The 24,013-nt window shown below is 62.8% G+C and carries 37 protein-coding genes; 35 read left to right on the top strand and 2 right to left on the bottom strand.

Annotation, left to right across the window (positions count from 1 at the left end):
* Positions 1–290 precede the first annotated feature (290 nt).
* Positions 291–680, bottom strand: coding sequence for a hypothetical protein (locus HMPREF3167_RS00660; RefSeq protein ID WP_068538834.1), 390 nt, complete (start codon positions 678–680; stop codon positions 291–293).
* A 399-nt stretch (positions 681–1,079) separates the two neighbouring features.
* On the bottom strand, positions 1,080–2,555 hold the full coding sequence (locus HMPREF3167_RS00650; protein WP_101923780.1) for an amino acid permease: 1,476 nt from the start codon (positions 2,553–2,555) through the stop codon (positions 1,080–1,082).
* Positions 2,556–2,947: 392 nt separating this feature from the next.
* Here HMPREF3167_RS00650 and rpsL point away from each other — a divergent pair, with 392 nt between their 5' ends.
* The 35 genes from rpsL to rplQ all read left to right on the top strand — a co-directional run bounded on the left by rpsL (position 2,948) and on the right by rplQ (position 23,969).
* Complete coding sequence (gene rpsL, locus HMPREF3167_RS00645) at positions 2,948–3,322, top strand: 30S ribosomal protein S12 (protein ID WP_062613587.1); 375 nt, start codon at positions 2,948–2,950, stop codon at positions 3,320–3,322.
* Positions 3,322–3,792 (top strand): 30S ribosomal protein S7, encoded by a 471-nt coding sequence (gene rpsG, locus HMPREF3167_RS00640; protein WP_062613586.1) that lies wholly within the window; start codon positions 3,322–3,324, stop codon positions 3,790–3,792. Before rpsL ends, rpsG begins: the two co-directional genes overlap by 1 nt.
* An 89-nt stretch (positions 3,793–3,881) precedes the next feature.
* Positions 3,882–5,951: an elongation factor G gene (gene fusA, locus HMPREF3167_RS00635; protein WP_062613585.1), complete on the top strand. Its 2,070-nt coding sequence runs from the start codon at positions 3,882–3,884 to the stop codon at positions 5,949–5,951.
* Positions 5,952–6,058: 107 nt separating this feature from the next.
* Entirely contained in the window at positions 6,059–7,249 is a 1,191-nt protein-coding gene (gene tuf / locus HMPREF3167_RS00630) for an elongation factor Tu (protein WP_068538836.1), read from the top strand.
* A 221-nt stretch (positions 7,250–7,470) separates the two neighbouring features.
* Positions 7,471–8,103 (top strand): HAD family hydrolase, encoded by a 633-nt coding sequence (locus HMPREF3167_RS00625; protein WP_062613583.1) that lies wholly within the window; start codon positions 7,471–7,473, stop codon positions 8,101–8,103.
* A gap of 367 nt (positions 8,104–8,470) precedes the next feature.
* On the top strand, positions 8,471–8,779 hold the full coding sequence (gene rpsJ / locus HMPREF3167_RS00620; RefSeq protein ID WP_024963332.1) for a 30S ribosomal protein S10: 309 nt from the start codon (positions 8,471–8,473) through the stop codon (positions 8,777–8,779).
* 11 nt (positions 8,780–8,790) lie between these two features.
* On the top strand, positions 8,791–9,453 hold the full coding sequence (rplC, locus tag HMPREF3167_RS00615; protein ID WP_062613582.1) for a 50S ribosomal protein L3: 663 nt from the start codon (positions 8,791–8,793) through the stop codon (positions 9,451–9,453).
* A gap of 2 nt (positions 9,454–9,455) precedes the next feature.
* Positions 9,456–10,094 (top strand): 50S ribosomal protein L4, encoded by a 639-nt coding sequence (gene rplD, locus HMPREF3167_RS00610; RefSeq protein WP_070444888.1) that lies wholly within the window; start codon positions 9,456–9,458, stop codon positions 10,092–10,094.
* Positions 10,091–10,402 (top strand): 50S ribosomal protein L23, encoded by a 312-nt coding sequence (rplW, locus tag HMPREF3167_RS00605; RefSeq protein ID WP_236698671.1) that lies wholly within the window; start codon positions 10,091–10,093, stop codon positions 10,400–10,402. Before rplD ends, rplW begins: the two co-directional genes overlap by 4 nt.
* 27 nt (positions 10,403–10,429) lie before the next feature.
* The gene (rplB, locus tag HMPREF3167_RS00600) at positions 10,430–11,269 is read left to right on the top strand and encodes a 50S ribosomal protein L2 (RefSeq protein ID WP_062613579.1); all 840 of its coding nucleotides are present in this window, start codon (positions 10,430–10,432) and stop codon (positions 11,267–11,269) included.
* A 12-nt stretch (positions 11,270–11,281) separates the two neighbouring features.
* Positions 11,282–11,563 carry a 30S ribosomal protein S19 gene (rpsS, locus tag HMPREF3167_RS00595; protein WP_024963327.1) on the top strand — a complete coding sequence of 94 codons (282 nt, stop codon included), beginning with the start codon at positions 11,282–11,284 and terminating at the stop codon, positions 11,561–11,563.
* Positions 11,564–11,581: 18 nt separating this feature from the next.
* Positions 11,582–11,935: a 50S ribosomal protein L22 gene (gene rplV, locus HMPREF3167_RS00590; protein ID WP_062613578.1), complete on the top strand. Its 354-nt coding sequence runs from the start codon at positions 11,582–11,584 to the stop codon at positions 11,933–11,935.
* Between the two features lie 2 nt (positions 11,936–11,937).
* The gene (gene rpsC, locus HMPREF3167_RS00585; RefSeq protein ID WP_062613577.1) at positions 11,938–12,759 is read left to right on the top strand and encodes a 30S ribosomal protein S3; all 822 of its coding nucleotides are present in this window, start codon (positions 11,938–11,940) and stop codon (positions 12,757–12,759) included.
* Between the two features lie 5 nt (positions 12,760–12,764).
* On the top strand, positions 12,765–13,181 hold the full coding sequence (gene rplP, locus HMPREF3167_RS00580; RefSeq protein WP_062613576.1) for a 50S ribosomal protein L16: 417 nt from the start codon (positions 12,765–12,767) through the stop codon (positions 13,179–13,181).
* Entirely contained in the window at positions 13,181–13,414 is a 234-nt protein-coding gene (gene rpmC, locus HMPREF3167_RS00575; protein WP_062613575.1) for a 50S ribosomal protein L29, read from the top strand. The genes rplP and rpmC overlap by 1 nt, the downstream gene beginning before the upstream one ends.
* A gap of 10 nt (positions 13,415–13,424) precedes the next feature.
* Positions 13,425–13,706: a 30S ribosomal protein S17 gene (rpsQ, locus tag HMPREF3167_RS00570; protein WP_062613574.1), complete on the top strand. Its 282-nt coding sequence runs from the start codon at positions 13,425–13,427 to the stop codon at positions 13,704–13,706.
* An 81-nt stretch (positions 13,707–13,787) separates the two neighbouring features.
* Positions 13,788–14,156, top strand: coding sequence for a 50S ribosomal protein L14 (gene rplN / locus HMPREF3167_RS00565; RefSeq protein WP_062613573.1), 369 nt, complete (start codon positions 13,788–13,790; stop codon positions 14,154–14,156).
* Between the two features lies 1 nt (position 14,157).
* Entirely contained in the window at positions 14,158–14,496 is a 339-nt protein-coding gene (gene rplX, locus HMPREF3167_RS00560) for a 50S ribosomal protein L24 (RefSeq protein ID WP_062613572.1), read from the top strand.
* A complete protein-coding gene (rplE, locus tag HMPREF3167_RS00555) occupies positions 14,493–15,038 on the top strand; it encodes a 50S ribosomal protein L5 (protein WP_062613571.1) in 546 nt (181 codons plus the stop codon). The genes rplX and rplE overlap by 4 nt, the downstream gene beginning before the upstream one ends.
* The gene (locus tag HMPREF3167_RS00550) at positions 15,038–15,223 is read left to right on the top strand and encodes a type Z 30S ribosomal protein S14 (protein WP_024963318.1); all 186 of its coding nucleotides are present in this window, start codon (positions 15,038–15,040) and stop codon (positions 15,221–15,223) included. Before rplE ends, HMPREF3167_RS00550 begins: the two co-directional genes overlap by 1 nt.
* A gap of 55 nt (positions 15,224–15,278) precedes the next feature.
* Positions 15,279–15,677, top strand: coding sequence for a 30S ribosomal protein S8 (rpsH, locus tag HMPREF3167_RS00545; RefSeq protein ID WP_062613570.1), 399 nt, complete (start codon positions 15,279–15,281; stop codon positions 15,675–15,677).
* A 14-nt stretch (positions 15,678–15,691) separates the two neighbouring features.
* A complete protein-coding gene (gene rplF, locus HMPREF3167_RS00540) occupies positions 15,692–16,228 on the top strand; it encodes a 50S ribosomal protein L6 (RefSeq protein WP_062613569.1) in 537 nt (178 codons plus the stop codon).
* Positions 16,228–16,584 carry a 50S ribosomal protein L18 gene (gene rplR / locus HMPREF3167_RS00535; RefSeq protein ID WP_062613568.1) on the top strand — a complete coding sequence of 119 codons (357 nt, stop codon included), beginning with the start codon at positions 16,228–16,230 and terminating at the stop codon, positions 16,582–16,584. Before rplF ends, rplR begins: the two co-directional genes overlap by 1 nt.
* A gap of 22 nt (positions 16,585–16,606) precedes the next feature.
* A complete protein-coding gene (gene rpsE, locus HMPREF3167_RS00530; RefSeq protein WP_062613567.1) occupies positions 16,607–17,296 on the top strand; it encodes a 30S ribosomal protein S5 in 690 nt (229 codons plus the stop codon).
* Positions 17,293–17,472 carry a 50S ribosomal protein L30 gene (gene rpmD, locus HMPREF3167_RS00525; RefSeq protein ID WP_068538838.1) on the top strand — a complete coding sequence of 60 codons (180 nt, stop codon included), beginning with the start codon at positions 17,293–17,295 and terminating at the stop codon, positions 17,470–17,472. Before rpsE ends, rpmD begins: the two co-directional genes overlap by 4 nt.
* A complete protein-coding gene (gene rplO, locus HMPREF3167_RS00520) occupies positions 17,472–17,945 on the top strand; it encodes a 50S ribosomal protein L15 (protein ID WP_062613565.1) in 474 nt (157 codons plus the stop codon). The genes rpmD and rplO overlap by 1 nt, the downstream gene beginning before the upstream one ends.
* A 218-nt stretch (positions 17,946–18,163) precedes the next feature.
* Positions 18,164–19,450, top strand: a complete 1,287-nt coding sequence (gene secY / locus HMPREF3167_RS00515; RefSeq protein ID WP_062613564.1) for a preprotein translocase subunit SecY — start codon at positions 18,164–18,166, stop codon at positions 19,448–19,450.
* A complete protein-coding gene (locus HMPREF3167_RS00510; protein WP_062613563.1) occupies positions 19,447–20,031 on the top strand; it encodes an adenylate kinase in 585 nt (194 codons plus the stop codon). Before secY ends, HMPREF3167_RS00510 begins: the two co-directional genes overlap by 4 nt.
* Positions 20,028–20,855 carry a type I methionyl aminopeptidase gene (gene map, locus HMPREF3167_RS00505; protein ID WP_083280999.1) on the top strand — a complete coding sequence of 276 codons (828 nt, stop codon included), beginning with the start codon at positions 20,028–20,030 and terminating at the stop codon, positions 20,853–20,855. The genes HMPREF3167_RS00510 and map overlap by 4 nt, the downstream gene beginning before the upstream one ends.
* Before the next feature lie 120 nt (positions 20,856–20,975).
* Entirely contained in the window at positions 20,976–21,197 is a 222-nt protein-coding gene (infA, locus tag HMPREF3167_RS00500; RefSeq protein ID WP_062613562.1) for a translation initiation factor IF-1, read from the top strand.
* Positions 21,198–21,237: 40 nt separating this feature from the next.
* On the top strand, positions 21,238–21,351 hold the full coding sequence (gene rpmJ / locus HMPREF3167_RS09320; protein ID WP_009748913.1) for a 50S ribosomal protein L36: 114 nt from the start codon (positions 21,238–21,240) through the stop codon (positions 21,349–21,351).
* A 133-nt stretch (positions 21,352–21,484) separates the two neighbouring features.
* Positions 21,485–21,853 (top strand): 30S ribosomal protein S13, encoded by a 369-nt coding sequence (rpsM, locus tag HMPREF3167_RS00495; RefSeq protein WP_062613561.1) that lies wholly within the window; start codon positions 21,485–21,487, stop codon positions 21,851–21,853.
* 17 nt (positions 21,854–21,870) lie between these two features.
* Positions 21,871–22,263 (top strand): 30S ribosomal protein S11, encoded by a 393-nt coding sequence (rpsK, locus tag HMPREF3167_RS00490; RefSeq protein WP_062613560.1) that lies wholly within the window; start codon positions 21,871–21,873, stop codon positions 22,261–22,263.
* A gap of 110 nt (positions 22,264–22,373) precedes the next feature.
* A complete protein-coding gene (locus tag HMPREF3167_RS00485; protein WP_068538841.1) occupies positions 22,374–23,369 on the top strand; it encodes a DNA-directed RNA polymerase subunit alpha in 996 nt (331 codons plus the stop codon).
* A gap of 93 nt (positions 23,370–23,462) precedes the next feature.
* Positions 23,463–23,969: a 50S ribosomal protein L17 gene (gene rplQ, locus HMPREF3167_RS00480; protein WP_062613558.1), complete on the top strand. Its 507-nt coding sequence runs from the start codon at positions 23,463–23,465 to the stop codon at positions 23,967–23,969.
* Positions 23,970–24,013: the final 44 nt, after the last annotated feature.

The raw sequence follows: 24,013 nt of genomic DNA, 5'->3' as shown, positions 1-24,013 counted from the left end.
ATTTAACGACCGTTTCTACTGCGGCTGTCGATACCCAGCCCGGACCGAGCCTCGCCTTGGCCGAGGGTAACCCGGCGGAGGAGATCGCGCAGGTCCAGCAGTCCTCCCAGCTGTCGCACTTCCCGTGGGGGCGTCATCTTCACGGTGGTCGCCGTCGTGGCCGTGTACCTGTGGCGTAGCGGCTACGCCCGACACAAGTCGTGAATCTGGGGCCAACCAGGCTCCTATAGGATTCGGCAGCCGACATATTCACGAGCTTTGCGCACCACGCGCTGAACTGGGAAGAGCCGCTAATCCAGGTCGACGAGGTTGACACCGGGGAAGATGACGTGTTCTGCCTGCGGGTAGAGCTTGCCACCGCATTCGAATCCATCTGGGATCTCATGCGTGACGCTGGTCTCGAAAGACTCGCCGACCTTGATGGTGACGTCTCCGACCGTGATCGACTTGGCGTCGCTCGCAGATACCGGCTCGGAAAAGACGATGAGCGTATCGTCCCCGACAATGGGGCAGGCGTACCCCTCCGCAACGTCGATGCGGGTGAGAGTGTTCAGTTTAGCGGCTAGGGGGCCTTCCGTCTCGCGCGGGAGGGTGGGCACAGTAAGCGCCTCGGAATTCGTGCATGCGGCGAGGGCTGCCAGATACAGCGCCGCGGTTATCAAAACCTTGTGCTTCATCATGGTCCTTCCTTACTAGAGCATCAGCCGCGCGGCATATGTGGCGGCGATCTTGCGCCAATCCACTACGTATGTAGTCGACTTTCCGATGAGCGGGTTCTTGATTCCAGAGACGATTCCGGTGACCTTCACGCTGGATCCGAAGTCTGCATATGCCATTCCGCCGGAATCCCGCGTTGCGAGTGACATCGAGGTCTCGATGAACACTTGAACCCTGGGTGATTCGGGCGCGCGGCTTGCCGTTGTCGAGGAATCGAGCAGGTAGTCCGCGGGAAGAGCCAGGACTTGCTGGTCTCTTTAGGGCTATAGAAGTAGTAGCGGCTCAAATACGGATCTATGTCCGTGATGCTATCGAACGTGGTCAATGGCGTGAGGGCTCAGGAAGCCCGCAGGGGCGCGCAGTTAGTCGGCGTCCGAACGCCGGGTCAGATCCGCCTCCAGCGGCTTGACCGCCGGCGCGCGCGTGATGAGCTTGTGCCCAGCCCACAGCGCCAGGAACAGCGGCAGGCCGATGTAGCTGGACAGTAGCGACATGAACTCCGTGTCGCCCAGGAGTGCCTCGGTGTTCTGGCCGACGATCACCACCAGCGTCATCGCGAGCGCCAGGAGCGGTCCGAGGGGGAAGAACGACGCGCGGAAAGGCAGCTCGGCGGGGTCGTGGCCCTGGGCCACGTACGCCTTGCGGAACTTGTAGTGGCTCCACGCGATGCCCACCCAGGTGATGAACCCGGCCAGCCCGGAGGCGTTGACGAGCCAGGTGTAGGCTTCGCCGTCGCCGATGAGGGAGGTGAGGAAGGAGGCCGCGCCCACCGCCGTGGTGGCGAGCAGGGCGGCCATGGGGATGCCGCGCCGGGTCGTCGTCGCGAAAATCGCGGGAGCCTGGCCGGACTTGGCAAGGCCGTAAAGCATGCGGGTGGAGGCGTACAGCCCCGAGGTGCCGGCCGACAGCACCGAGGTGAGGATGACTGCGTTCATGATCGCGGCCGCCGCGGCGATGCCGGCACGCTCGAAGACGAGGGTGAAGGGGGACAGAGCGATGTCGCCGCCAGGGTTGAGGAGCGCGGGATCGGTGTAGGGCAGGAGGAAGCCGATGACGGCGATGGCGCCGATGTAGAAGATGAGGATGCGCCAGAAGACGGCATGGATGGCGCGGGGGATGGTGCGGTCGGGGTCCTGGGCCTCGCCGGCCGCGATGCCGACCATCTCGGTGCCCTGGAAGGAGAAGCCGGCGATCATGAACACGGACAGAATGCCGAGCCCGCCGCCCACGAACGGGGCGTCGCCCGTGGTCCAGTTCGCTGTGCCGGGGGAGGTGCCGCCCATGATGCCCGCGATCATGAGCACGCCGAGGCCGAGGAAGACGAGGACCGTGACCACCTTGATTGCGGCGAACCAGAATTCGCCCTCGCCAAACGTGCGCGCGGAGATCGCATTAATAAGGAAAAGGATGACGAGGAAGAGTGCCGACCACACGATCGACGGCGTATCCGGGAACCAGTAGGCCATGACGAGCGCGGCGGCCACGAGCTCGGCGGCCACGGTGATCGCCCAGTTGAACCAGTAATTCCACCCCATCGCGAACCCGAACGATGGGCTGACGTAGCGCGTGCCGTACTCGCCGAAGGAGCCGGCAACGGGGGAGTAGGTGGCCATCTCACCCAGCGACTGCATGAGGAAGAAGACCATGATGCCGATCAGCGCGTAGGCGAGCAGGGCGCCGCCGGGGCCGGCCTGGGAGATTGTGGCGCCGGAAGCGACGAACAGCCCCGTGCCGATCGCGCCGCCGATGGCGATCATGTTGAGGTGGCGGGCGCGAAGGCCGCGGTGAAGGCGGCCGGCGGAGGCGGGCGCGCTATGTTGGGTGGGGTCGGTGGTCATGGCAGGCTCCATCATGGGCGAACGTCAATCGTTGTGCATCCTACACCCGGCCGCAGGCAGACCTTCGGAGGCGTCTACGACTCGGGCGTGCCGGCGTGGTGAGTTCCCTCATGTTCGCCCCTGCCGGACGGCCCTGGGAACGACGCCGTGTGGGTAGCGCCACGCACGCGTTTCGGTCACAATCTTTGACCGGATTGGCGCGCTAACGCTATTCTGGAACGCGGTGCCCGTCCCACGGGGTGGCGTTGCGGCGCCGGATTGGTGATAGTTGCTCATGCCGCCGGCGATAAAGACAGCCCGTGGGCGCGTGGAAGGTACGGTGTCCTTTCACCCGCACGTTCGACCGAGCAGGCGGGCAGTTCGACGATCTGAACTCATATACAGGAGAAGTAGTGCCTACTATTCAGCAGCTGGTCCGCAAGGGCCGCTCCAGCAAGGCGTCCAGCTCCGCGACCCCGGGCCTGAAGAGGAGCCCGCAGCGTCGCGGCGTTTGCACGCGTGTGTACACCACCACCCCGAAGAAGCCGAACTCGGCTCTTCGTAAGGTTGCTCGTGTTCGCCTTTCCTCCGGCGTTGAGGTCACGGCTTACATCCCCGGCGAGGGTCACAACCTCCAGGAGCACTCGATCGTGCTCGTCCGCGGTGGCCGTGTGAAGGACCTCCCCGGCGTTCGCTACCACATCGTCCGTGGCGCGCTTGACACGCAGGGCGTGAAGAGCCGCGGCCAGGGCCGCTCCAAGTACGGTGCGAAGAAGGAGAAGAAGTAATGCCTCGTAAGGGTCCCATCCGCAAGCGCCCGCTCGTTAACGATCCGGTCCACGGCTCGCCCGTGGTCACCCAGGTGATCAACCGCGTGCTTCGTGACGGCAAGAAGTCCACCGCCGAGCGCATTGTTTACGGCGCGCTGGCCGGCGTCGCCGAGAAGACCGGCCAGGAGCCGCTTGAGGTGCTCAAGCGCGCCCTGGACAATATCCGCCCGCAGCTCGAGGTCCGCTCCCGCCGCGTCGGCGGTGCCACCTACCAGGTGCCCACCGAGGTCAAGCCGAACCGCGCGAACGCCCTCGCGATCCGCTGGCTTGTGGACTACTCGCGCGACCGCCGCGAGAACACGATGCTCGAGCGCCTCCAGAACGAGATCATGGACGCCTCCAACGGCCTCGGTGCCGCCGTCAAGCGCCGCGAGGATGTCCACCGTATGGCTGAGGCCAACCGCGCCTTCGCTCACTACCGCTGGTAAAAACGGCCGCCCGGCCTGAATTTTAGGAGAGCCAAAACGTGGCACATACACCACAGAAGGATCTGAACAAGGTCCGCAACATCGGCATTATGGCGCACATCGACGCTGGTAAGACCACCACGACCGAGCGCATTCTGTTCTACACCGGCCTGAACTACAAGATGGGCGAGACGCACGACGGTGCGTCCACCACCGACTGGATGGAGCAGGAGAAGGAGCGCGGCATCACGATTACGTCGGCTGCCGTCACCACCTTCTGGCACAACAACCAGATCAACATCATCGACACCCCCGGCCACGTGGACTTCACGGTTGAGGTGGAGCGCTCGCTGCGCGTCCTCGACGGCGCCGTTGCGGTGTTCGACGGCAAGGAAGGCGTGGAGCCGCAGTCTGAGACCGTGTGGCGTCAGGCTGACAAGTACAACGTCCCGCGCATCTGCTTCATCAACAAGATGGACAAGATGGGCGCCGACTTCGATCACGCCGTGCAGACCATCCGCGATCGCCTCAAGGCGACCCCGCTGGTCATGGCCTTCCCGATCGGTGCTGAGTCAGACCTGTCCGGTGTCGTTGACGTCCTGAACAAGAAGGCGCTGCGCTTCCCGGCCAAGGACGACAAGGGCAACGACACGATGGGCTCCATCGTTGTCGAAGAGGAAATCCCAGCCGAGCTCGCGGACAAGGCGGAGGAACTCTACAACGAGCTGGTTGAGACCGTGGCCGAGACCGACGAGGCCCTTCTGGAGAAGTACCTCGGCGGCGAGGAGATCACGGTTGACGAGCTCAAGGCCGGCATCCGTAAGCTCACGATCGCTGGCGAGCTCTACCCGATCTTCGCCGGTTCGGCCTACAAGAACATTGGCGTGCAGCCGGTGCTCGACGCCGTCGTTGACTTCCTGCCCTCGCCGCTCGACATCGGCCTCATCAAGGGCATGGATGTCAAGGACGAGGAGGTTGTGATCGAGCGCAAGCCCGCGACGTCCGAGCCGTTCGCGGCTCTGGCGTTCAAGATCGCCGCGCACCCGTTCTTCGGCCGTCTGACCTACGTCCGCGTCTACGCGGGCAAGATCGAGCCGGGCGACCAGATCCTCAACGCCTCCAAGGGCAAGAAGGAGCGCGTGTCGAAGATCTTCCAGATGCACTCCAACAAGGAGCAGCCGGTGGATTCGGCGTCGGCAGGTAACATCTACGCCGTCATCGGCCTGAAGGACACGACGACGGGCGACTCCCTTTCCGCGATCGACGCCCCGATGCTGCTCGAGTCGATGACCTTCCCGGACCCGGTGATCCACGTGGCCGTTGAGCCCAAGTCGAAGGCCGACCAGGAGAAGCTCGGCATCGCTATCCAGAAGCTCGCCGAAGAAGATCCGACCTTCACCGTCCGCCTGGACGAGGAGTCCGGCCAGACCGTCATCGGCGGCATGGGCGAGCTCCACCTTGACGTGCTCGTGGACCGCATGAAGCGCGAATTCAAGGTCGAGGCGAACGTCGGTGCGCCGATGGTTGCTTACCGCGAGACCATTCGCGGCAAGGCCGAGCACATCGAGTACACCCACAAGAAGCAGACGGGTGGTTCCGGCCAGTTCGCGAAGGTCATCGTCACCTTCGAGCCGCTGGAGGAGAACGAAGAGGGCGTCACCTACGAGTTCGTGGACGAGGTCACGGGTGGCCGCGTCCCGCGCGAGTACATCCCGTCGGTCGACCAGGGTATCCAGGCGGCCATGGAGAACGGTGTGCTTGCCGGCTTCCCGATGGTGAACGTGAAGGCCACGCTTGAGGACGGCGCCTACCACGACGTCGACTCCTCGGAGATGGCGTTCAAGATCGCCGGCCAGATGGTGTTCCGCGAGGGCATCAAGCGAGCCAAGCCGATCATTCTCGAGCCGATCATGGATGTCGAAGTCCGTACCCCGGAGGAGTACATGGGTGACGTCATCGGTGATCTCAACTCCCGTCGTGGCCAGATCGCCTCGATGGAGGATGCCACTGGCGTCAAGATCGTCCGCGCCCTGGTTCCGCTTTCCGAAATGTTCGGTTACGTCGGCGACCTGCGTTCCAAGACGCAGGGCCGCGCCGTGTACACCATGCAGTTCGCGAAGTATCAGGAAGTTCCGAAGAACGTTTCGGACGAGATCATCCAGAAGGCTCACGGCGAGTAAGCCGCTGGAATTTACAAGTAAGTAGCAGAAAAGTAAGATTCATTTAGCGGTGCGCGCCCAGGCGTGCGATCAAGCTAAAGAGTCAATCTAGTCCCAGGAGGGCGCAAGTGGCCAAGGCCAAGTACGACAAGTCCAAGCCGCACATGAACGTCGGCACCATCGGTCACGTCGATCACGGTAAGACGACGACGACCGCCGCTATCACCAAGGTGCTGGCGGACAAGTACCCGGAACTGAACGAGTTCACCCCGTTCGACAAGGTCGACAACGCTCCGGAAGAGCGTCAGCGTGGTATTACCATCAACGTCTCCCACGTTGAGTACCAGACGCCGAAGCGTCACTACGCGCACGTTGACGCCCCGGGCCACGCCGACTACATCAAGAACATGATTACCGGTGCTGCTCAGATGGACGGCGCCATCCTCGTTGTGGCCGCAACCGACGGCCCGATGGCGCAGACCCGCGAGCACGTCCTGCTCGCCCGCCAGGTTGGCGTGCCGGACATCATCGTTGCGCTGAACAAGTGCGACATGGTTGACGATCCGGAGCTCATCGAGCTCGTCGAGATGGAGGTCCGTGACCTCCTGTCCTCGCAGGATTACGACGGCGACAACGCCCCCGTGGTCCAGATCTCCTCTCTGAAGGCTCTTGAGGGCGAGGAGAAGTGGGTTAACTCCGTCCTCGAGCTCATGGACGCCGTGGATTCCTACTTCCCGGATCCGGTCCGCGACCTCGACAAGCCGTTCCTCATGCCGATTGAGGACGTCTTCACCATCACCGGCCGTGGCACCGTGGTGACCGGCCGTGTCGAGCGTGGTCTGCTCAACATCAACGAGGAAGTCGAGATCCTCGGCATCCGCGCCCCGCAGAAGACCACCGTCACCGGTATCGAGATGTTCCACAAGCAGATGGATCACGCCGACGCCGGCGAGAACTGTGGTCTGCTCCTGCGCGGCACCCGCCGTGAGGACGTGGAGCGTGGCCAGGTTGTTGCCAAGCCGGGTACCATTACCCCGCACACCAACTTCGAGGCTCAGGTCTACATCCTGAAGAAGGAGGAGGGCGGTCGTCACAACCCGTTCTTCACCAACTACCGTCCGCAGTTCTACTTCCGTACCACGGACGTCACCGGCGTCATCACGCTGCCCGAGGGCACCGAGATGGTCATGCCTGGCGACAACACCGAGATGACGGTCGAACTCATCCAGCCGATCGCCATGGAGGAGGGCCTCGGCTTCGCTATCCGTGAGGGTGGCCGCACCGTTGGCTCAGGTCGAGTCACCAAGATCATCAAGTAATCTTCTGATTGCTTGAGTGGGCCCCAGCTTCGGCTGGGGCCCACTGCTATTCCCGCGGGTGTCGGCCGGGATGTTGGCCCGGCGTGTTGGCCCGGTGTATTCCACGCGGGGGCCAGCACGTTGCCGGCCCGTGTGCGGCCGACCCGCACATGAGCGGTCCGCACGTGAGTGGCTGCCGGGCCCGGATCGCTCCTGTCGGCGGGCCACGATAGGATGGCGGCATGAATCTGGACTTCCTTGGAAAGCTGCCCGCCGCCGTCTTGTGGGACATGGACGGCACGATTGTTGACACGGAGTGGGCGTGGGGTGAGCTGTCCGAGGACGTGGTGAAGGCAGCCGGCGGGGTGTGGGGGAGTGAGGACACCGAGTTCATCCTCGGCGCCTCCACCTTGGATCACGCGAACCGGCTTGCCGACGCCGTCGAGCGTGGCGGTAAGCCGCGGCCAGAGCCGATGGAGATTTTCGGCGAGCTCACTGAGCTTATGGCCGAGCGGGCCTACCCGTTCGTGGAGTTGTTGCCGGGAGTGCGTGAGCTGCTCGTTGCCTTCCGCGAGGCGGGGATTGCCCAAGCGCTAGTGACGGCCACGCCGAAGGATCTGGTGGACATCGCACTTGAGAGCTTGGGGGAGACGTACTTCAATACCGTCGTGACGGGTAGTGACGACGTGCCCGGCAAACCCGATCCGGGGCCCTACCTCCTGGGAGCCAGGAGACTCGGGGTCGAGGCGGCCGACTGCCTTGTCTTCGAAGACTCCCGGGCGGGCCTGGCGGCGGCGCGGGCGAGCGGGGCCGACGTTGTCGATGTCAATGACACCCCACCGGCAGAGTTCGCGCGGCGGGCCGGGCTGCTTTAGGGTCGGGCAACTCTAGAGCCAGGCAGTTCTAGCCCCGACCCTGTCAGCCGCTTCACAGGGGGCTACCCTAGTCGGGGTCGGCGTGCGGTGTTAAGATAGATCCCCGGACAGAACTCCACACCGCGCCCCGCGCGTGTGATTGGCCACCATCGCCGGCTGAAGTTGGCGAAGGCCGGGGAAGATACGTCATACTAGTAAAGTTGCTCGGGACGACCGGGCGAGTGAACTTGGCCGAAGGCAGAAAGCATTCGGTACATAAAATGGGTTCGCAAAACCACATAGGGCTTCGTTTGTTACCTCCATCAGGTGCGACACGCCCGACTGCGGGGGACGTGAACACCGAAGGTAGAGAGAGGGAGACGACGCCATGGCGGGACAGAAGATCCGCATCCGTCTGAAGTCATATGACCACGAGGTCATCGACAACGCAGCGAAAAAGCTCGTCGACGAAGTTACCCGTACTGGAGCGTCGGTTGTGGGACCGGTGCCGCTGCCCACGAAGCGCAGCGTTTTTACCGTGATTCGTTCGCCCCACAAGTACAAGGACAGTCGCGAACAGTTCGAAATGCGTACGCATAAGCGACTGATCGATATTGTCGATCCGACCCTGAAGACAATTGACACCCTGCGTCGCCTGGATCTCCCGGCAGATGTCAGCGTCGAGATCAAGCTCTGAGGTAACGCATCATGACAAAGAACAAGACCGCCGCAGCGCCCGTGAAGGCGCTCCTCGGCGTTAAGCTAGGAATGACCCAGGTGTGGGACGAGAACGCTAATCTCGTTCCGGTTACCGTGGTCAAGGTTGGCAAGAACGTTGTCACCCAGATTCGCACCATGGACACCGACGGCTACGAGGCCCTGCAGATCGCCTCGGGCGAGCTGAAGAACAAGAACGTCACCAAGCCGCTCGCGGGCCACTTCGAGAAGGCCGGCGTCGAGCCTCGCCGTTTCGTTGCTGAGATCCGCACCTCCGACGCCGGCGAGTACACGCTCGGCCAGGAGCTCGGCGTGGAGCTGTTCGAGGCCGGCCAGAGCGTCGACGTCGTCGGCAAGTCGAAGGGCAAGGGATTCGCTGGCACGATGAAGCGTCACGGCTTCGCCGGCGTCTCCGCCTCGCACGGTGCGCACCGCAACCACCGCAAGCCCGGTTCGATCGGCGCTTCGGCAACCCCCGGTCGCGTCTTCCGCGGCCAGAAGATGTCTGGACGCATGGGCAACGCCCGCGTCACCGTCCAGAACCTGACCATTCACGCCGTTGACACCGAGAACGATCTTCTCCTTGTCTCGGGCGCTATCCCCGGCAACAAGGGTGGCGTCGTCGTGATCCGTACTGCCGCGAAGGGAGCCTAACGATGGCGGACCTCAAGGTTGACGTTATTGATCTGACCGGCAAGAAGGCCGGCAACGTGGAACTCGACTCGGCCGTCTTCGGTCTCGAGCCGAACATTCCGCTGCTTCACCAGGTGGTTAACGCCCAGCTCGCCGCTCGTCGCGCGGGTGCCGCGAAGACCAAGACCCGCGGTGAGGTTTCCGGCGGCGGCATCAAGCCGTGGCGCCAGAAGGGCACCGGCCGCGCCCGCCAGGGCTCGATCCGTGCGCCGCACTGGACCGGCGGCGGCGTCGTTCACGGCCCTGTCCCGCGCGACTACTCGCAGCGCACCCCCAAGAAGATGATCGCTGCCGCTCTGCGTCAGTCGCTCTCGGATCGTGCCAAGCATGACCGCGTGCACATCGTCAAGGGCTTCGTGGAGGGCGACAAGCCGTCCACCAAGGTCGCACTCAAGTTCCTGCTCGAGGTGACCGAGGGTCGCAAGGCGCTGGTCGTCGTCGATCGCACGGACGAGCTGACGATCCTGTCGCTGCGTAACGCCCAGGAAGCACACTTGCTCTACTTTGACCAGCTCAACGCGTACGACGTCCTCGTCGCCGACGACGTCGTGTTCACCGAAGCTGCTTACGAGGCATGGACGAACAAGGAGGAGACGAAGTGACTCACGCTGCGTTCCAGAACAAGGATCCTCGCGACGTCATCATCGAGCCGGTAGCCTCCGAAAAGGCCGCCCGCCTCGAGGACGAGGGCAAGTACACGTTCATCGTTGACCCGCGCGCCAACAAGACCGAGATCAAGATCGCGATCGAGAAGATCTTCGGTGTCAAGGTTGCTTCGGTTAACACCCAGAACCGTCAGGGCAAGGCCCGCCGCACTCGCGATGGCATTGGCCGCCGCAAGGCCACCAAGCGCGCCATCGTCACCCTGCGCGAGGGCACCATCGACATCTACGGCGATATCGTCGGCTAAGCCGACGGGAAGTATTGAGGAACACTCATGGGAATTCGCAAGTACAAGCCGACGACCCCGGGTCGTCGCGGTTCGAGCGTTGCCGACTTCGTCGAGATCACCCGATCTACGCCGGAGAAGTCGCTGCTGCGCCCGCTGCCGAAGACCGGTGGTCGTAACAACCACGGTCGTATCACCACGCGTCACATCGGTGGTGGCCACAAGCGCCAGTACCGCGTGATCGATTTCCGTCGTCACGACAAGGACGGCGTGCCCGCCAAGGTCGCTCACATCGAGTACGATCCGAACCGCACCGCGCGCATCGCGCTGCTGCACTACGTCGACGGCGAGAAGCGCTACATCCTCGCCCCCGAAGGCGTCAAGCAGGGCACGATGGTGGAGAACGGTCCGAACGCGGACATCAAGCCCGGCAACAACCTCCCGATCCGTAACATCCCGATCGGTACGATTATCCACGCCGTGGAGCTCCGCCCGGGTGGCGGCGCCAAGATCGCCCGCTCGGCCGGCTCGTCCGTCCAGCTGGTCGCGAAGGAAGGTAAGTACGCCCACCTGCGCCTGCCGTCGGGCGAAATCCGCCTGGTCGACACCCGCTGCCGCGCCACCGTTGGTGAGGTCGGCAACGCCGAGCAGTCGAACATCAACTGGGGCAAGGCTGGCCGCATGCGCTGGAAGGGCGTCCGCCCGACCGTCCGCGGTGTCGTCATGAACCCGTTCGACCACCCGCACGGTGGTGGCGAGGGCAAGACGTCCGGTGGACGTCACCCGGTCTCCCCGTGGGGCCAGAAGGAATCTCGCACCCGTCATCCGAACAAGCCCAGCGACAAGCTCATCGTGCGCCGTCGCAAGACCGGCAAGAAGTCTCGATAGGAGTAGTCAGCTATGCCGCGTAGTTTGAAGAAGGGCCCCTTCGTCGACGATCACCTTCAGAAGAAGGTTGATGAGCAGAACGAGAAGGGCACCCACAACGTCATCAAGACCTGGTCGCGCCGTTCGGTCATCACCCCGGACTTCCTTGGTCACACGTTCGCAGTCCACGACGGCCGCAAGCATGTGCCGGTGTTCATCACCGAGTCCATGGTCGGCCACAAGCTCGGCGAATTCGCTCCGACTCGCACCTTCAAGGGTCACGAGAAGGACGATCGCAAGGGCCGTCGCCGATAAGGCAGGAGAGGCAGAATAATGGAAGCAAAGGCACAGGCGCGCTACGTCCGCGTCACGCCGCAGAAGGCTCGCCGAGTGATCAACGAGATCCGCGGTTTGAATGCAACCAACGCCTTGGACGTGCTCGAGTTTGCACCCCAGGCTGTTGCCCGCGACGTTCGCAAGATCGTCCAGTCGGCAATCGCGAACGCCCGTTACGCAGCCGGCCAGGCCGGCGAGCGCTTCGATGAGTCCGCTCTCGAGATCCTCGAGACCTACGTGGATGAGGGCCCGACCATGAAGCGCATCCAGCCGCGCGCCCAGGGGCGTGCGAATCGGATCATGAAGCGTACGAGTCACATCACCGTCATCGTCGGAACCAAGGAGGCCTAAGAATGGGACAGAAAGTTAATCCGGTAGGTTTCCGTCTTGGTATCACCACGGACCACCGCTCGAAGTGGTTCACGGACTCCAACGAGGCCGGCAAGACCTACGCCGACTTCCTCGGTGAGGACATCAAGATCCGCAAGATGATCGAGAAGAACCTCGAGCGCGCGGGCGTGTCCCGCGTCAACATCGAGCGTCGCAACGAGCGCGTGGTCATCGACATCCACACCGCTCGCCCCGGCATCGTCATCGGCCGCCGTGGCGCCGAGGCTGACCGCCTCCGCCAGGACCTGGAGAAGCTGACCGGCAAGTCCGTCCAGCTCAATATCCTCGAGGTTAAGAACCCGGAAGCCGACGCCCAGCTCGTGGCTCAGGGCATCGCCGAGCAGCTCGCATCCCGCGTCTCCTTCCGGCGCGCCATGCGCAAGGGCATCCAGTCCGCGCAGCGCGCCGGTGCCAAGGGCATCCGCGTGCAGTGCTCCGGTCGTCTCGGCGGCGCCGAGATGTCCCGCTCGGAGTTCTACCGTGAGGGCCGTGTGCCGCTGCACACCCTGCGCGCCAACATCGACTACGGCTTCTACGAGGCCCGCACCACTTTCGGCCGCATCGGCGTGAAGGTGTGGATCTACCGCGGTGACGTCACCGACGTCGAGTACTACCGCTCCCTGACCGAGGCCCCGCGTGGTCGCGGTGGCCGTGGCCGTGGCGAGCGCCGTGGTGAGCGTCGTGGCGGTAACCGTGGTCGTCAGAATCAGGCCGAGCAGGCCACCACCGAGGCGCCCGCCGCTCCGGCAGCTGAGGCGCCCGCTACCCAGGAAACGGAGGCCTGAGTTACATGCTCATTCCCCGCCGAACCAAGCATCGCAAGCAGCACCGCCCGAACCGTCATGGCATGGCCAAGGGTGGCACCACCCTGGCTTTCGGTGAGTACGGCATCCAGGCTCTCGAGCCGGCCTACGTGACCAACCGCCAGATCGAGGCTGCCCGTATCGCGATGACCCGTCACGTCAAGCGAGGCGGCAAGGTCTGGATCAACATCTTCCCGGATCGCCCGCTTACGAAGAAGCCGGCCGAAACCCGTATGGGTTCTGGTAAGGGCTCAGTCGAATGGTGGGTTGCCAACGTCAAGCCCGGCCGCGTTCTGTTCGAGCTGGCCGGTGTTGACGAGCAGCTGGCTCGTGAGGCCATGTCCCGCGCCCAGCACAAGCTCCCCATGAAGACTCGTTTTATTACCCGTGAGGATGGTGAATAATGGCTAAGGGCATTACCACTGAAGAGCTCGATCAGCTCACCGATGTTGAGCTCGCCGAGCGCCTCCAGGAGGCGAAGGCTGAACTGTTCAACCTTCGTTTCTCGGCCGTGACCCATCGCCTGGAAGACTCCGGCCGTCTGAAGGAGGTGCGTCGCTCCATTGCGCGCATCTACACGGTCGCCCGCGAGCGCGAGCTCGGAATCCGCACCGCCCCGACGGCTAAGAAGAAGTAGAGGAAGCGCGATGAGCGAGCAGGAAAAGAACGTACAGACGCAGCGCAACTACCGCAAGGTTCGCACCGGCTACGTCGTGTCCGACAAGATGGACAAGACCGTCGTGGTCGAGGTCGAAGATCGCCGCAAGCACGCGCTTTACGGCAAGGTTATGACCCGGTCCAAGCGCATCAAGGCTCATGATGAGACGAACGAGGTTCGCGAGGGCGATCTCGTGCGCATCATGGAGACCCGACCGCTGTCCGCGACCAAGCACTTCCGTGTGGTCGAGGTCATCGAGAAGGCCAAGTAATCTCAGGTATCTTTACCTGAGAAAACATCCGTTCGGCAAGGCTCAATATTGAGAACCGGCACGACGACAGGAGATAAGTAAATGATCCAGCAGGAGACGCGACTGAAGATCGCTGATAACACGGGTGCGAAGGAAATTCTTTGCATGCGTGTGCTCGGCGGTTCTGGTCGGCGCTACGCCGGAATTGGCGACGTGATCGTCGCCGCTGTCAAGGATGCAATCCCTGGCGGCAATGTCAAGAAGGGCGACGTGGTCAAGGCCGTCGTCGTCCGCACGAAGAAGCACACGCGCCGTGCAGACGGCTCGTACATTAAGTTCGATGAGAACGCTGCTGTCATTTTGAAGAATGACACCGAGCCGCGCGGCACCCGTATCTTCGGCCCCGTCGCACGCGAGCTTCGCGACAAGCAGTTCATGCGCATCGTTTCGCTCGCGCCGGAGGTGATCTAACATGGCGAAGATCAAGAAGGGTGACCTCGTCCAGGTCATCGCAGGCCGTGACAAGGGCATGCAGGGCCGAGTCCTGCAGGTCCGTGACGATCGCGTCGTGGTTGAGGGCGTCCAGCGTGTCAAGAAGCACACCCGGGTTGGCCGTACCGACCGTGGTGGCACGACCGGTGGCATTGAGACCGTCGAGGCGCCGATTCACATCTCGAACGTGATGCTTGTTGGCCCGGACAAGAAGCCTATCCGCGTGGGATTCCGCGAGGTTGAGGTGGAGCGTAACGGCCGCAAGAAGATCATGCGCGAGCGCATCGGCCGCCGTGGCGGAGAGGAGATCGAGCTGTGACCCCTCGTCTGAAGACCAAGTACCGCGAGGAGATCCTCCCGGCGCTGCAGAAGGAGTTCAACCACACCAACGTGAACAACGTGGGTGGTCTGGACAAGATCGTCGTCAACATGGGCGTGGGCGAAGCCGCTCGCGATTCCAAGATCCTCGACGGCGCGATTGCGGACATCACCGCGATCACCGGCCAGAAGCCCCAGGTGACGAAGGCCCGCAAGTCCATCGCGCAGTTCAAGCTGCGTGAAGGTCAGGCCATCGGTTGCCACGTCACCCTCCGCGGTGACCGCATGTGGGAGTTCCTGGACCGTCTTCTGTCCACCGCGCTGCCGCGCATCCGCGACTTCCGCGGCCTGTCGCCCAAGCAGTTCGACGGCAACGGGAACTACACGTTCGGCCTGACCGAGCAGACCGTGTTCCACGAGATCGACATGGACAAGATTGATCGCGTCCGCGGCATGGATATCACCTTTGTCACCACCGCGACGACCGACGACGAGGGCCGCGCGCTCCTGCGCCACCTCGGCTTCCCGTTCAAGGAGGACTAATGGCAAAGACTGCTCTCAAGCAAAAGGCGGCCCGGAAGCCGAAGTACGCTGTTCGCGCCTACACGCGCTGTCAGCGTTGCGGTCGTCCGCACTCCGTCTACCGTAAGTTCGGCCTGTGCCGAGTCTGTGTTCGTGAGATGGCCCTCGCGGGCGAGCTCCCGGGCGTAAAGAAGGCAAGCTGGTAAGAAACTACGTCGCAGGTCCGGTAAGGAAACCACGACGAGGAAGGGCTGTGGCCCGATGTCTATGACAGACCCCATTGCAGATATGCTCACGCGTCTGCGCAACGCCAACTCGGCGTTCCACGAGTCGGTTGAAATGCCGTACTCGAAGATGAAGGCGTCGATCGCCGACATCCTCAAGCGTGAGGGTTACATCGACGGTTTCACCGTCGAAGACGCCAAGGTGGGCAAGACGCTCACCCTGACCCTGAAGTACGGCCCGAACCGCGAGCGCTCGCTCGCCGGCCTGCGCCGCATTTCGAAGCCGGGACTTCGCGTGTACGCCAAGTCGACCAATCTCCCTCAGGTCCTGGGCGGCCTGGGCGTGGCAATCTTGTCCACGTCCTCCGGCCTCCTCACCGACCGCGAGGCCAAGGACAAGGGCGTAGGTGGGGAAGTCCTCGCCTACATCTGGTAGAAGGAAGGGCTGCAATGTCACGTATTGGTAAGCTCCCAATTTCTATCCCGTCCGGCGTCGACGTCGCCATTGATGGCAACAACGTCAAGGTCAAGGGACCGAAGGGCGAGCTTGAGCTCACCGTCGCGTCCCCGATCGAGGTCAAGGTGGAGGACGGCCAGATCGTCGTCACCCGTCCGAATGACGAGCGCGAGTCGCGTTCGCTTCACGGCCTGACCCGTACCCTCGTGGCTAATAACATCATTGGCGTGACCGAGGGTTACAAGAAGGACCTTGAGATTCACGGTACCGGTTACCGCGTGCTGGCTAAGGGCTCGGACCTCGAGTTCTCCCTCGGCTACTCGCACACGATCCTGGTCAAGGCCACCGAGGGCATCTCCTTCGTGGTTGAAGGGCCGACCAAGTTCTCGGTCGTCGGTATCGACAAGCAGAAGGTTGGCGAGATGGCCGCCTCTATTCGCAAGCTGCGCAAGCCCGAACCATACAAGGGCAAGGGTATTCGTTACGCTGGCGAGCAGGTGCGTCGCAAGGCTGGAAAGGCTGGTAAGTAATGTCTAGTCACAAGTTTGCTGCGCGTAAGCGCCGCCACCAGCGCCTTCGCAAGCGCGTCGTTGGAACCGCTGAGCGTCCCCGTCTGGCCGTCTCCCGTTCGAACCGTCACATGATCGCCCAGGTCATCGACGATTCGGAGGGCAAGACCCTGGCCTACGCCTCCACGCTCGAGGCCGACTTCCCGTCGGACACCGAGGGCAAGGTGGGCGCCGCCCGCATCGTGGGTGAGCGCATTGGTAAGCGCGCGATCGAGGCCGGCGTTTCCGCCGTCGTTCTCGACCGCGGTGGAAACAAGTATCACGGTCGCGTGGCCGCGGTTGCCGATGGCGCCCGCGAAGCCGGCCTGAACCTGTGATCTGAAACGAGAGGATATAGACATGGCTGCAGAGCAGCGTGGACGCCGCTCCGAGGGTGACCGCGAGGAGCGCGGCAACCGCGAGCGTCGCAACGAGCGTCGTACCGATCGTCGCGCAGATGACAGGAATGCCTACATCGAGCGCGTCGTGACCATTAACCGTGTTGCCAAGACCGTCAAGGGCGGCCGTCGCATGGCCTTCACCGCGCTCGTCGTGGTGGGCGATGGCAACGGCACCGTTGGCGTCGGCTACGGCAAGGCCAAGGAAGTGCCGGCCGCTATTGCGAAGGGCACCGAGAAGGCGAAGAAGAACTTCTTCAAGGTTCCGCGCATCGGCACCACCATCCCGCACCTGGTGCAGGGCGAGGACGCCGCCGGCGTCGTCCTCCTGCGTCCGGCGTCCGCCGGTACCGGCGTTATCGCGGGTGGCCCGGTTCGCGCCGTCATGGAGGCCGCTGGCATCCATGACATCCTGTCGAAGTCGCTTGGCTCGTCCAACGCGATCAACATCGTGCACGCCACCGTCGCGGCGCTCAAGCAGCTTGAGCAGCCCGAGGCGGTTGCGGCTCGCCGTGGCCTGCCTGTTGACCAGGTTGCCCCGGCTGCGATGCTCCGGGTCCGTGCCGAGCACGAGGCCAAGGAGCGCGAGGACGCCGAGCTCGAAGCTAAGCGCGAAGAGAACGAGGCTGCCGCCGCGGGAGTTGGTGCATGATGCTGAAGATTACGCAGAAGAAGGGCCTCGTTGGGGCCACGCAGTCCCAGAAGGCGACCATCGCCTCCCTTGGCCTGCACAAGATTCACCAGAGCGTGACCCACCAGGACAACGCCGCGATCCGCGGCCAGATCCGTAAGGTGACACACCTGGTCGATGTGGAGGAGGTCGAGTAATGACTGATTCGACGACCAAGTCGGAGCCGCTGAAGATTCACGACCTGCGTCCGGCCCCGGGCTCGAACAAAGCCAAGATCCGCGCTGGTCGCGGTGAGGGCGGCAAGCGCGGTAAGACCGCGGGCCGTGGCACCAAGGGTACGCACGCCCGCAACACGGTTCGTCCGGGCTTTGAGGGTGGCCAGATGCCGCTCCACATGCGTTTGCCGAAGCTGCGCGGCTTCAAGAACCCGGCCAAGGTCTACTACCAGGTTGTCAACCTTGACGCCCTGAACGAGTTGTTCCCCGAGGGTGGCGACGTCACCGTCGAGCAGCTCGTGGCCAAGGGCGCGGTTCGCAAGAACCGCCCGGTCAAGATTCTTGGCACCGGTGAGATCACGGTCAAGATCAACGCCGTGGTCGACGCCTGGTCGGCGTCGGCCCAGGCCAAGATCGAGGCCGCTGGCGGAACGCTGGCGAAGCGAGATGCCTAACACTTAGTCAATTGGCCCCCACAACCTGTGGGGGCCAATTGCGTTTCACCGCGATTTGTCGCACATCCGTCCATTTTGGTTATTTGTATCAGGGTGGGAGTAGGTATAGTGAAACGGTGTCTGCCTAGACACCGGCAAGATCTGCATGCGCAGATCTCACGAGCTCGATTGATCGGGCACCACGCGACGGCCCACGGGCTGGCATTTGGAGGATTGTTTTGTTCAAAGCACTGGTATCGGCATTCCGTACACCGGATCTGAGGCGCAAGCTTCTTTTTACGATGTTTATCATGGCGATCTATCGCCTCGGTACCTACATGCCTGCACCGTTTGTGTCGTACGCCAACGTCAAGCAGTGTCTGGACGAGCAGGGTAGCGCTGATCTGTTGACGATGTTGAATATGTTCTCGGGCGGTGGCTTCCTGCAGCTGTCGATCTTCGCCCTGGGCATCATGCCCTACATTACGGCGTCGATTATCGTCCAGCTCATGCGAGTGGTCATCCCGCGCTTCGAGGAGCTACACAAGGAAGGGCAGACCGGTCAGGCGAAGCTGACCGAGTACACCCGTTACCTCACGATCTTTTTGGCTGTCCTCCAGGCCTCGGTGATCGTGTCGGTGGCTAATTCTTCGATCTTCCAGCTGTGCACGGTTGACCCGATCCCGAACGCGAACCCGGGCAAATACCTGCTGACCATCCTCGCGGTGACCGCCGGTACGGGCCTCATCATGTGGCTGGGCGAGCTGATCACCGAGCGCGGAGTTGGCAACGGCATGTCGCTGCTCATCTTCACGGGTATCGCGGCGTCGTTCCCCACGATGCTCACGAACGTCTACCGTTCCGACGGCGGCGTCTCCCGCCTCCTCATCGTGCTCGCGATGTTCCTGGCGATCACGCTCGTGGTCGTGTTCGTGGAGCAGTCCCAGCGTCGCATCCCGGTCCAGTACGCCAAGCGCGTGGTCGGTCGTCGTACTTACGGCGGCACCTCCACCTACATTCCGCTGAAGATCAACATGGCGAACGTGATCCCCGTGATCTTCGCGTCCTCCATCCTTGGCCTGCCGCAAATGATCGCCCAGTTCGGTGACCAGAACTCCGGCTGGACACGCTGGGTGGCGGAGAACTTCTCGCACGGCTCGGGCTGGTACCTGGTCATGTATGCGCTCCTCATCATCTTCTTCGCGTTCTTCTACACCTCCATCACGTTTAACCCGGAGGAGATCGCGGACAACATGAAGCGTTACGGCGGCTTCGTGCCGGGCATACGCGCCGGGCAGCCGACCGCCGACTACCTGCGCTACGTCATTAACCGCATCAACTGGGTGGGTGCGATGTACCTCGCGATTATCGCGCTCATTCCGCAGATCGTCTTCAACTCCATGGGTATTAATTCCCTATCCTTCGGTGGAACGTCGATTATTATTCTCGTGGGCGTCGGCCTCCAGACCGTGAAGGACATCGACGCTCAGCTCCAACAGCGTCACTATGAAGGATTCCTCCGATGAATTACCGTCTCGTCATTGTTGGCCCTCCCGGGGCTGGCAAGGGCACGCAGGCAGCCGGCGTCTCTGAACGCCTGGGCATTCCGTGGCTTTCTACCGGCCAGGCGTTTCGCGACGTCATTACGTCCGGTTCCGAGCTCGGCGATCTGATCGCCTCCTACATCAATGAGGGCAACCTCGTGCCTGACGAGCTGACGGATCGCCTTGTGGCCTCTCGCCTGGATGAAACGGGCGCGGAGAATGGCTTCCTCCTTGATGGGTATCCGCGAACGCTCGCGCAGGTCGAGGCGTTGGACAAGATGCTCGAGGAGCGGGATGCTCCGCTCGACGCCGTGATTGAGCTCGACTTCCCGGAAGAGGCGATCGTGGATCGTCTTCTCAAGCGAGCCGAGGTTGAGGGGCGCGAGGATGACACGGAAGAGGTCATCCGCCACCGTATTGAGGTCTACCACGAGAAGACCCAGCCGCTTTTGGACGTCTACCGCAAGCGCGGGATCCTCGTGCCGATCGACGGCCGCGGCACGATCGAAGAAGTGCGCGACCGCCTGATTGCCGGCTGCCGGGCTTTCCTGGGCTCAAAGTGATCGAGTACAAGTCTGACGCCCAGATCGTCGCCATGCGCAAGGCTGGCCTTGTGGTGGCGGCGATTCACACGGCGTTGCGCGATCAGATTCGTGCGGGCATGACCACGGCGGACCTCGACGCGATTGCCCTCGACGTCCTGCAAGCCCACGGCGCGGTCTCCAATTTTTACGGGTACTACGACTACCCGGGCCAGATTTGCACGTCGGTCAACGACGTCGTCGTCCACGGTATCCCCGGCCCGCTCGAGTTGCAGCCGGGGGACCTGGTGTCGATGGACTGCGGCGCCGTCGTCGATGGGTGGCACGGGGATGCCGCGATTTCGGTGGTCCTGCCCGGGGGAGACCCGCAGGTGCGGGAGGCGCGCGAGCGGCTGAATGACATCACACGTGAATCGATGTGGGTAGGGATTGCGGCGATGGCCACCGGGAAGCGTGTGGCGGACATCGGCAACGCGATCGACGACTACGTCACCGGCCTCGACGACGCTGACCAGCCCGACATCCTGCTCGACTACGTCGGCCACGGGATTGGCACGTCGATGCATCAGGACCCGGAGGTCCTCAATTATCGCACGTGGGGGCGTAGCCCGAAGCTCAAGCGCGGAATGGTGCTGTGCATCGAGCCGATGCTGGCGGCGGGCAACCAGGCCACGAGCGTCGACGACGACGAGTGGACGGTGCGCACGCAGGACGGCTCGGACGCCTGCCACTGGGAGCACATGGTGGCCAAGCACAAGGGTGGCATCTGGGTGCTGACCGCGCCGGACGGGGGAGTCGAAGGGCTCGCGCCGTACGGCATTGTTCCCGTCCCGCTCGAGGCGTGACGAGATACACCGCGAACGCCCTTTCGAACGGTTGGGCCGATCCCGTAGTATTGAACGTTGGTGCCACGTCGGTACCCGTCGGATCCGTCCGGCGATAGCAATTTCAGTTAAGCGGGGAACATGGCGAAAAAAGAAGGCGTCATCGAGGTAGAGGGCACGGTCACTGAGGCCTTGCCTAACGCGATGTTTCGTGTCGAGTTGGAAAACGGGCATATGGTGCTCGCACACATCTCTGGCAAGATGCGTCAGCACTACATCAGGATCCTTCCGGAAGACCGGGTGGTTGTAGAGCTCACGCCCTACGATCTCAGCCGCGGCCGGATCGTTTATCGCTACAAGTAAACCGCACTCTACCGCCACTTTGGCAACAGGAAGCACCCGAATGAAGGTCAAGCCTAGTGTTAAGAAGATCTGCGACAACTGCAAGGTGATTCGTCGCCACGGTCGCGTCATGGTTATCTGCGATAACCCGCGCCACAAGCAGCGCCAAGGCTAAGTCACAGATCGCGGGGTAACCCGCAGCAATTGCATTACTAGTGCGAAAGCACAACCCTCAGTCCGAAGGCTGAGGCCCGATCAGGGACAGTAATGCTCCACACCTTCGGAAGAAGACAATAGGGAGCCACAACATGGCACGTCTTTCCGGCGTTGATCTCCCGCGCGAAAAGCGCGTCGAGATTGCGCTTACGTACATTTTCGGCATCGGCCGGACCCGTTCTCAGGAGACCCTCGCGGCCACCGGTGTGAATCCGGACATCCGCGTGAAGGATCTGACCGAGGAGGATCTGGTTAAACTCAAGAACCACATCGACGAGCACTACAAGGTCGAGGGCGATCTTCGCCGCGAGATCCAGGCCGACATTCGCCGCAAGGTCGAGATTGGTTGCTACCAGGGTATCCGCCACCGTCGTGGCCTGCCCGTGCACGGTCAGCGTACGAAGACGAACGCGCGTACCCGCAAGGGTCCGAAGCGGACTGTCGCAGGCAAGAAGAAGTAGGGTAGAGGAGTTTAAACATGCCACCTAAGACTCAGCGCCGCCCGCGTAAGGCTGCGCGTAAGAACGTCCTCAACGGACAGGCGCACATCAAGTCCACCTTCAATAACACGATCGTCTCGATCACCGATGCCAAGGGCGAGGTCCTCGCTACGGCGTCGGCGGGCATGGTCGGCTTCAAGGGTTCGCGTAAGTCCACGCCGTACGCCGCTCAGCTCGCCGCTGAGAATGCCGCGCGTCGTGCGATGGACATGGGCCTGAAGAAGGTCGACGTCTTCGTCAAGGGCCCGGGCTCCGGCCGCGAGACCGCGATTCGTTCGCTGACCGCGTCCGGCCTGGAGGTCACCTCTATTTCCGACGTGACCCCGCAGGCGCATAACGGCTGCCGCCCGCCCAAGCGCCGTCGTGTGTGATCGCAGGCCCTTTGGGGCCTCAAGCCGCAGGGCCACGCCCTGCAGGGGATGAACCCACATCAGAGAATCAGGGTGTCATATAGCGGGCACCCGTTGAAAGGACATCACCAGTGATCATTGAACAGCGACCCACGCTGACGGAAGAGAAGCTTTCCGATACACGTTCGCGTTTCACGCTCGACCCGCTCGAGCCCGGCTTCGGCTACACGCTGGGTAACTCCCTGCGTCGTACGCTGCTGTCCTCGATCCCCGGCGCAGCCATCACCTCGGTTCACATCGACGGCGTCCTGCACGAGTTCTCGACTGTTCCCGGCTGCAAGGAAGATGTCGCCGAGATCATCTTGAACCTCAAGGAGCTCGTTGTGACCTCCGAGCACGATGAGCCGGTTCTCATGTACCTGCGCAAGCAGGGCCCGGGTCAGGTCCTGGCCTCGGACATCACGCCCCCGTCGGGCGTGGAGATCCACAACCCGGACCTCGTGATCGCCACCCTCAATGAGAAGGGCAAGATCGAGGTTGACCTGACTGTCGAGCGCGGCCGCGGTTACGTGTCCGCTGCGCAGAACAACTCGCCGGATTACGAGATCGGTCGTATTCCGATCGATTCGATCTACTCGCCGGTGGTGAAGGTTTCCTACAAGGTCGAGGCCACGCGTGTGGGCCAGCGTACCGACTTCGACAAGCTCATTGTCGACGTGGAGACCAAGCCGTCCACCCAGCCGCGTGACGCGTTCGCGTCCGCCGGCAAGACCCTTGTCGAGCTCTTTACGCTGTGTACGGAGCTCAATGAAGAGGTGGAGGGCCTGGAGCTCAAGGAAGCCCCTGTTGTCGAGCAGCAGTCCTCGGATCTGCAGCGCCCGATCACGATCCTGAACCTGCCCGCCCGCTCGCAGAATTGCCTGCAGCGCGAGGGCATCCACACGATCGGTGAGCTCGTCATGCGCTCGGAGGCTGACCTCCTCGATATCCGTAACTTCGGCGCCAAGTCGATTGAGGATGTCAAGGATGAGCTGGCCAAGCTCGATCTTCGTCTGAAGGATTCGCCCACGGGCTTCATGTCCGGTTTCGGTGACGACTACGGCATGCAGTTCAGCGACGACGCGTAATTTAGGAATTACCTTCGCCTGGGACTAGGACGCCGCAGGCGAAGGCGCGGAAGAGCTCGCAGAGCTTGCCCGCACAGTTATTGAGGAGTAAATATGCCCAAGCCCGCAAAGGGTCCGCGCCTCGGGGGCAGCCCGTCCCACGAGCGCAAGATTATTGCCAACCTGTGCAAGTCGCTCATCATGAATGAGCAGGTTGTGACCACGGAGGCCCGTGCCAAGCGCGTGCGTCCGCACATCGAGAAGCTCATCACGAAGGCGAAGAAGGGCGACACCTACAACCGTCGCCTCGCCCTCAAGGTCCTCGGCGACCGCGAGGTTGCCTACGTCCTGTTCGAGGAGCTCGCCCCGAAGTTCGCCGAGCGCAACGGTGGCTACACCCGTACCACCAAGCTGCCGAACCGCAAGGGTGACAACGCTCCGATGGCCCTGATCGAGCTCGTTCTCGAGCCGGTCTCGCCCAAGCAGGCCGTTGTCAAGGAGGCCGAGAAGGCTGCCCAGAAGGCCGCTGAGGCTGAGGAGGCCGAGGTTGAGGAGGCCGCAGTCGAGGCCGAGGAGGCCCCGGCTGAGGCTGAGGACGCTCCGGCGGAGGACACCGAGTAAGAAGCTCGCATGAACGATGCCCGGCATAAGCCGGGCATCGTTGT

The sequence above is a fragment of the Trueperella sp. HMSC08B05 genome, assembly GCF_001808405.1.
Classification (GTDB): domain Bacteria; phylum Actinomycetota; class Actinomycetes; order Actinomycetales; family Actinomycetaceae; genus Trueperella; species Trueperella bernardiae.
Note: the sequence above shows the minus strand (reverse complement) of the source record. Positions and strands in the feature narration are given on the sequence as shown.

Excerpts from the sequence above, each read along its gene's own strand:
- HMPREF3167_RS00660 (WP_068538834.1), bottom strand. The coding sequence starts at position 680 with ATGATGAAGCACAAGGTTTTGATAACCGCGGCGCTGTATCTGGCAGCC.
- HMPREF3167_RS00650 (WP_101923780.1), bottom strand. The coding sequence starts at position 2,555 with ATGACCACCGACCCCACCCAACATAGCGCGCCCGCCTCCGCCGGCCGC.
- rpsG (WP_062613586.1), top strand. The coding sequence starts at position 3,322 with ATGCCTCGTAAGGGTCCCATCCGCAAGCGCCCGCTCGTTAACGATCCG.
- fusA (WP_062613585.1), top strand. The coding sequence starts at position 3,882 with ATGGCGCACATCGACGCTGGTAAGACCACCACGACCGAGCGCATTCTG.
- HMPREF3167_RS00625 (WP_062613583.1), top strand. The coding sequence starts at position 7,471 with ATGAATCTGGACTTCCTTGGAAAGCTGCCCGCCGCCGTCTTGTGGGAC.
- rpsJ (WP_024963332.1), top strand. The coding sequence starts at position 8,471 with ATGGCGGGACAGAAGATCCGCATCCGTCTGAAGTCATATGACCACGAG.
- rplC (WP_062613582.1), top strand. The coding sequence starts at position 8,791 with ATGACAAAGAACAAGACCGCCGCAGCGCCCGTGAAGGCGCTCCTCGGC.
- rplD (WP_070444888.1), top strand. The coding sequence starts at position 9,456 with ATGGCGGACCTCAAGGTTGACGTTATTGATCTGACCGGCAAGAAGGCC.
- rplB (WP_062613579.1), top strand. The coding sequence starts at position 10,430 with ATGGGAATTCGCAAGTACAAGCCGACGACCCCGGGTCGTCGCGGTTCG.
- rpsS (WP_024963327.1), top strand. The coding sequence starts at position 11,282 with ATGCCGCGTAGTTTGAAGAAGGGCCCCTTCGTCGACGATCACCTTCAG.
- rplV (WP_062613578.1), top strand. The coding sequence starts at position 11,582 with ATGGAAGCAAAGGCACAGGCGCGCTACGTCCGCGTCACGCCGCAGAAG.
- rpsC (WP_062613577.1), top strand. The coding sequence starts at position 11,938 with ATGGGACAGAAAGTTAATCCGGTAGGTTTCCGTCTTGGTATCACCACG.
- rplP (WP_062613576.1), top strand. The coding sequence starts at position 12,765 with ATGCTCATTCCCCGCCGAACCAAGCATCGCAAGCAGCACCGCCCGAAC.
- rpmC (WP_062613575.1), top strand. The coding sequence starts at position 13,181 with ATGGCTAAGGGCATTACCACTGAAGAGCTCGATCAGCTCACCGATGTT.
- rpsQ (WP_062613574.1), top strand. The coding sequence starts at position 13,425 with ATGAGCGAGCAGGAAAAGAACGTACAGACGCAGCGCAACTACCGCAAG.
- rplN (WP_062613573.1), top strand. The coding sequence starts at position 13,788 with ATGATCCAGCAGGAGACGCGACTGAAGATCGCTGATAACACGGGTGCG.
- rplX (WP_062613572.1), top strand. The coding sequence starts at position 14,158 with ATGGCGAAGATCAAGAAGGGTGACCTCGTCCAGGTCATCGCAGGCCGT.
- HMPREF3167_RS00550 (WP_024963318.1), top strand. The coding sequence starts at position 15,038 with ATGGCAAAGACTGCTCTCAAGCAAAAGGCGGCCCGGAAGCCGAAGTAC.
- rpsH (WP_062613570.1), top strand. The coding sequence starts at position 15,279 with ATGTCTATGACAGACCCCATTGCAGATATGCTCACGCGTCTGCGCAAC.
- rplF (WP_062613569.1), top strand. The coding sequence starts at position 15,692 with ATGTCACGTATTGGTAAGCTCCCAATTTCTATCCCGTCCGGCGTCGAC.
- rplR (WP_062613568.1), top strand. The coding sequence starts at position 16,228 with ATGTCTAGTCACAAGTTTGCTGCGCGTAAGCGCCGCCACCAGCGCCTT.
- rpsE (WP_062613567.1), top strand. The coding sequence starts at position 16,607 with ATGGCTGCAGAGCAGCGTGGACGCCGCTCCGAGGGTGACCGCGAGGAG.
- rpmD (WP_068538838.1), top strand. The coding sequence starts at position 17,293 with ATGATGCTGAAGATTACGCAGAAGAAGGGCCTCGTTGGGGCCACGCAG.
- rplO (WP_062613565.1), top strand. The coding sequence starts at position 17,472 with ATGACTGATTCGACGACCAAGTCGGAGCCGCTGAAGATTCACGACCTG.
- HMPREF3167_RS00510 (WP_062613563.1), top strand. The coding sequence starts at position 19,447 with ATGAATTACCGTCTCGTCATTGTTGGCCCTCCCGGGGCTGGCAAGGGC.
- infA (WP_062613562.1), top strand. The coding sequence starts at position 20,976 with ATGGCGAAAAAAGAAGGCGTCATCGAGGTAGAGGGCACGGTCACTGAG.
- rpmJ (WP_009748913.1), top strand. The coding sequence starts at position 21,238 with ATGAAGGTCAAGCCTAGTGTTAAGAAGATCTGCGACAACTGCAAGGTG.
- rpsM (WP_062613561.1), top strand. The coding sequence starts at position 21,485 with ATGGCACGTCTTTCCGGCGTTGATCTCCCGCGCGAAAAGCGCGTCGAG.
- rpsK (WP_062613560.1), top strand. The coding sequence starts at position 21,871 with ATGCCACCTAAGACTCAGCGCCGCCCGCGTAAGGCTGCGCGTAAGAAC.
- rplQ (WP_062613558.1), top strand. The coding sequence starts at position 23,463 with ATGCCCAAGCCCGCAAAGGGTCCGCGCCTCGGGGGCAGCCCGTCCCAC.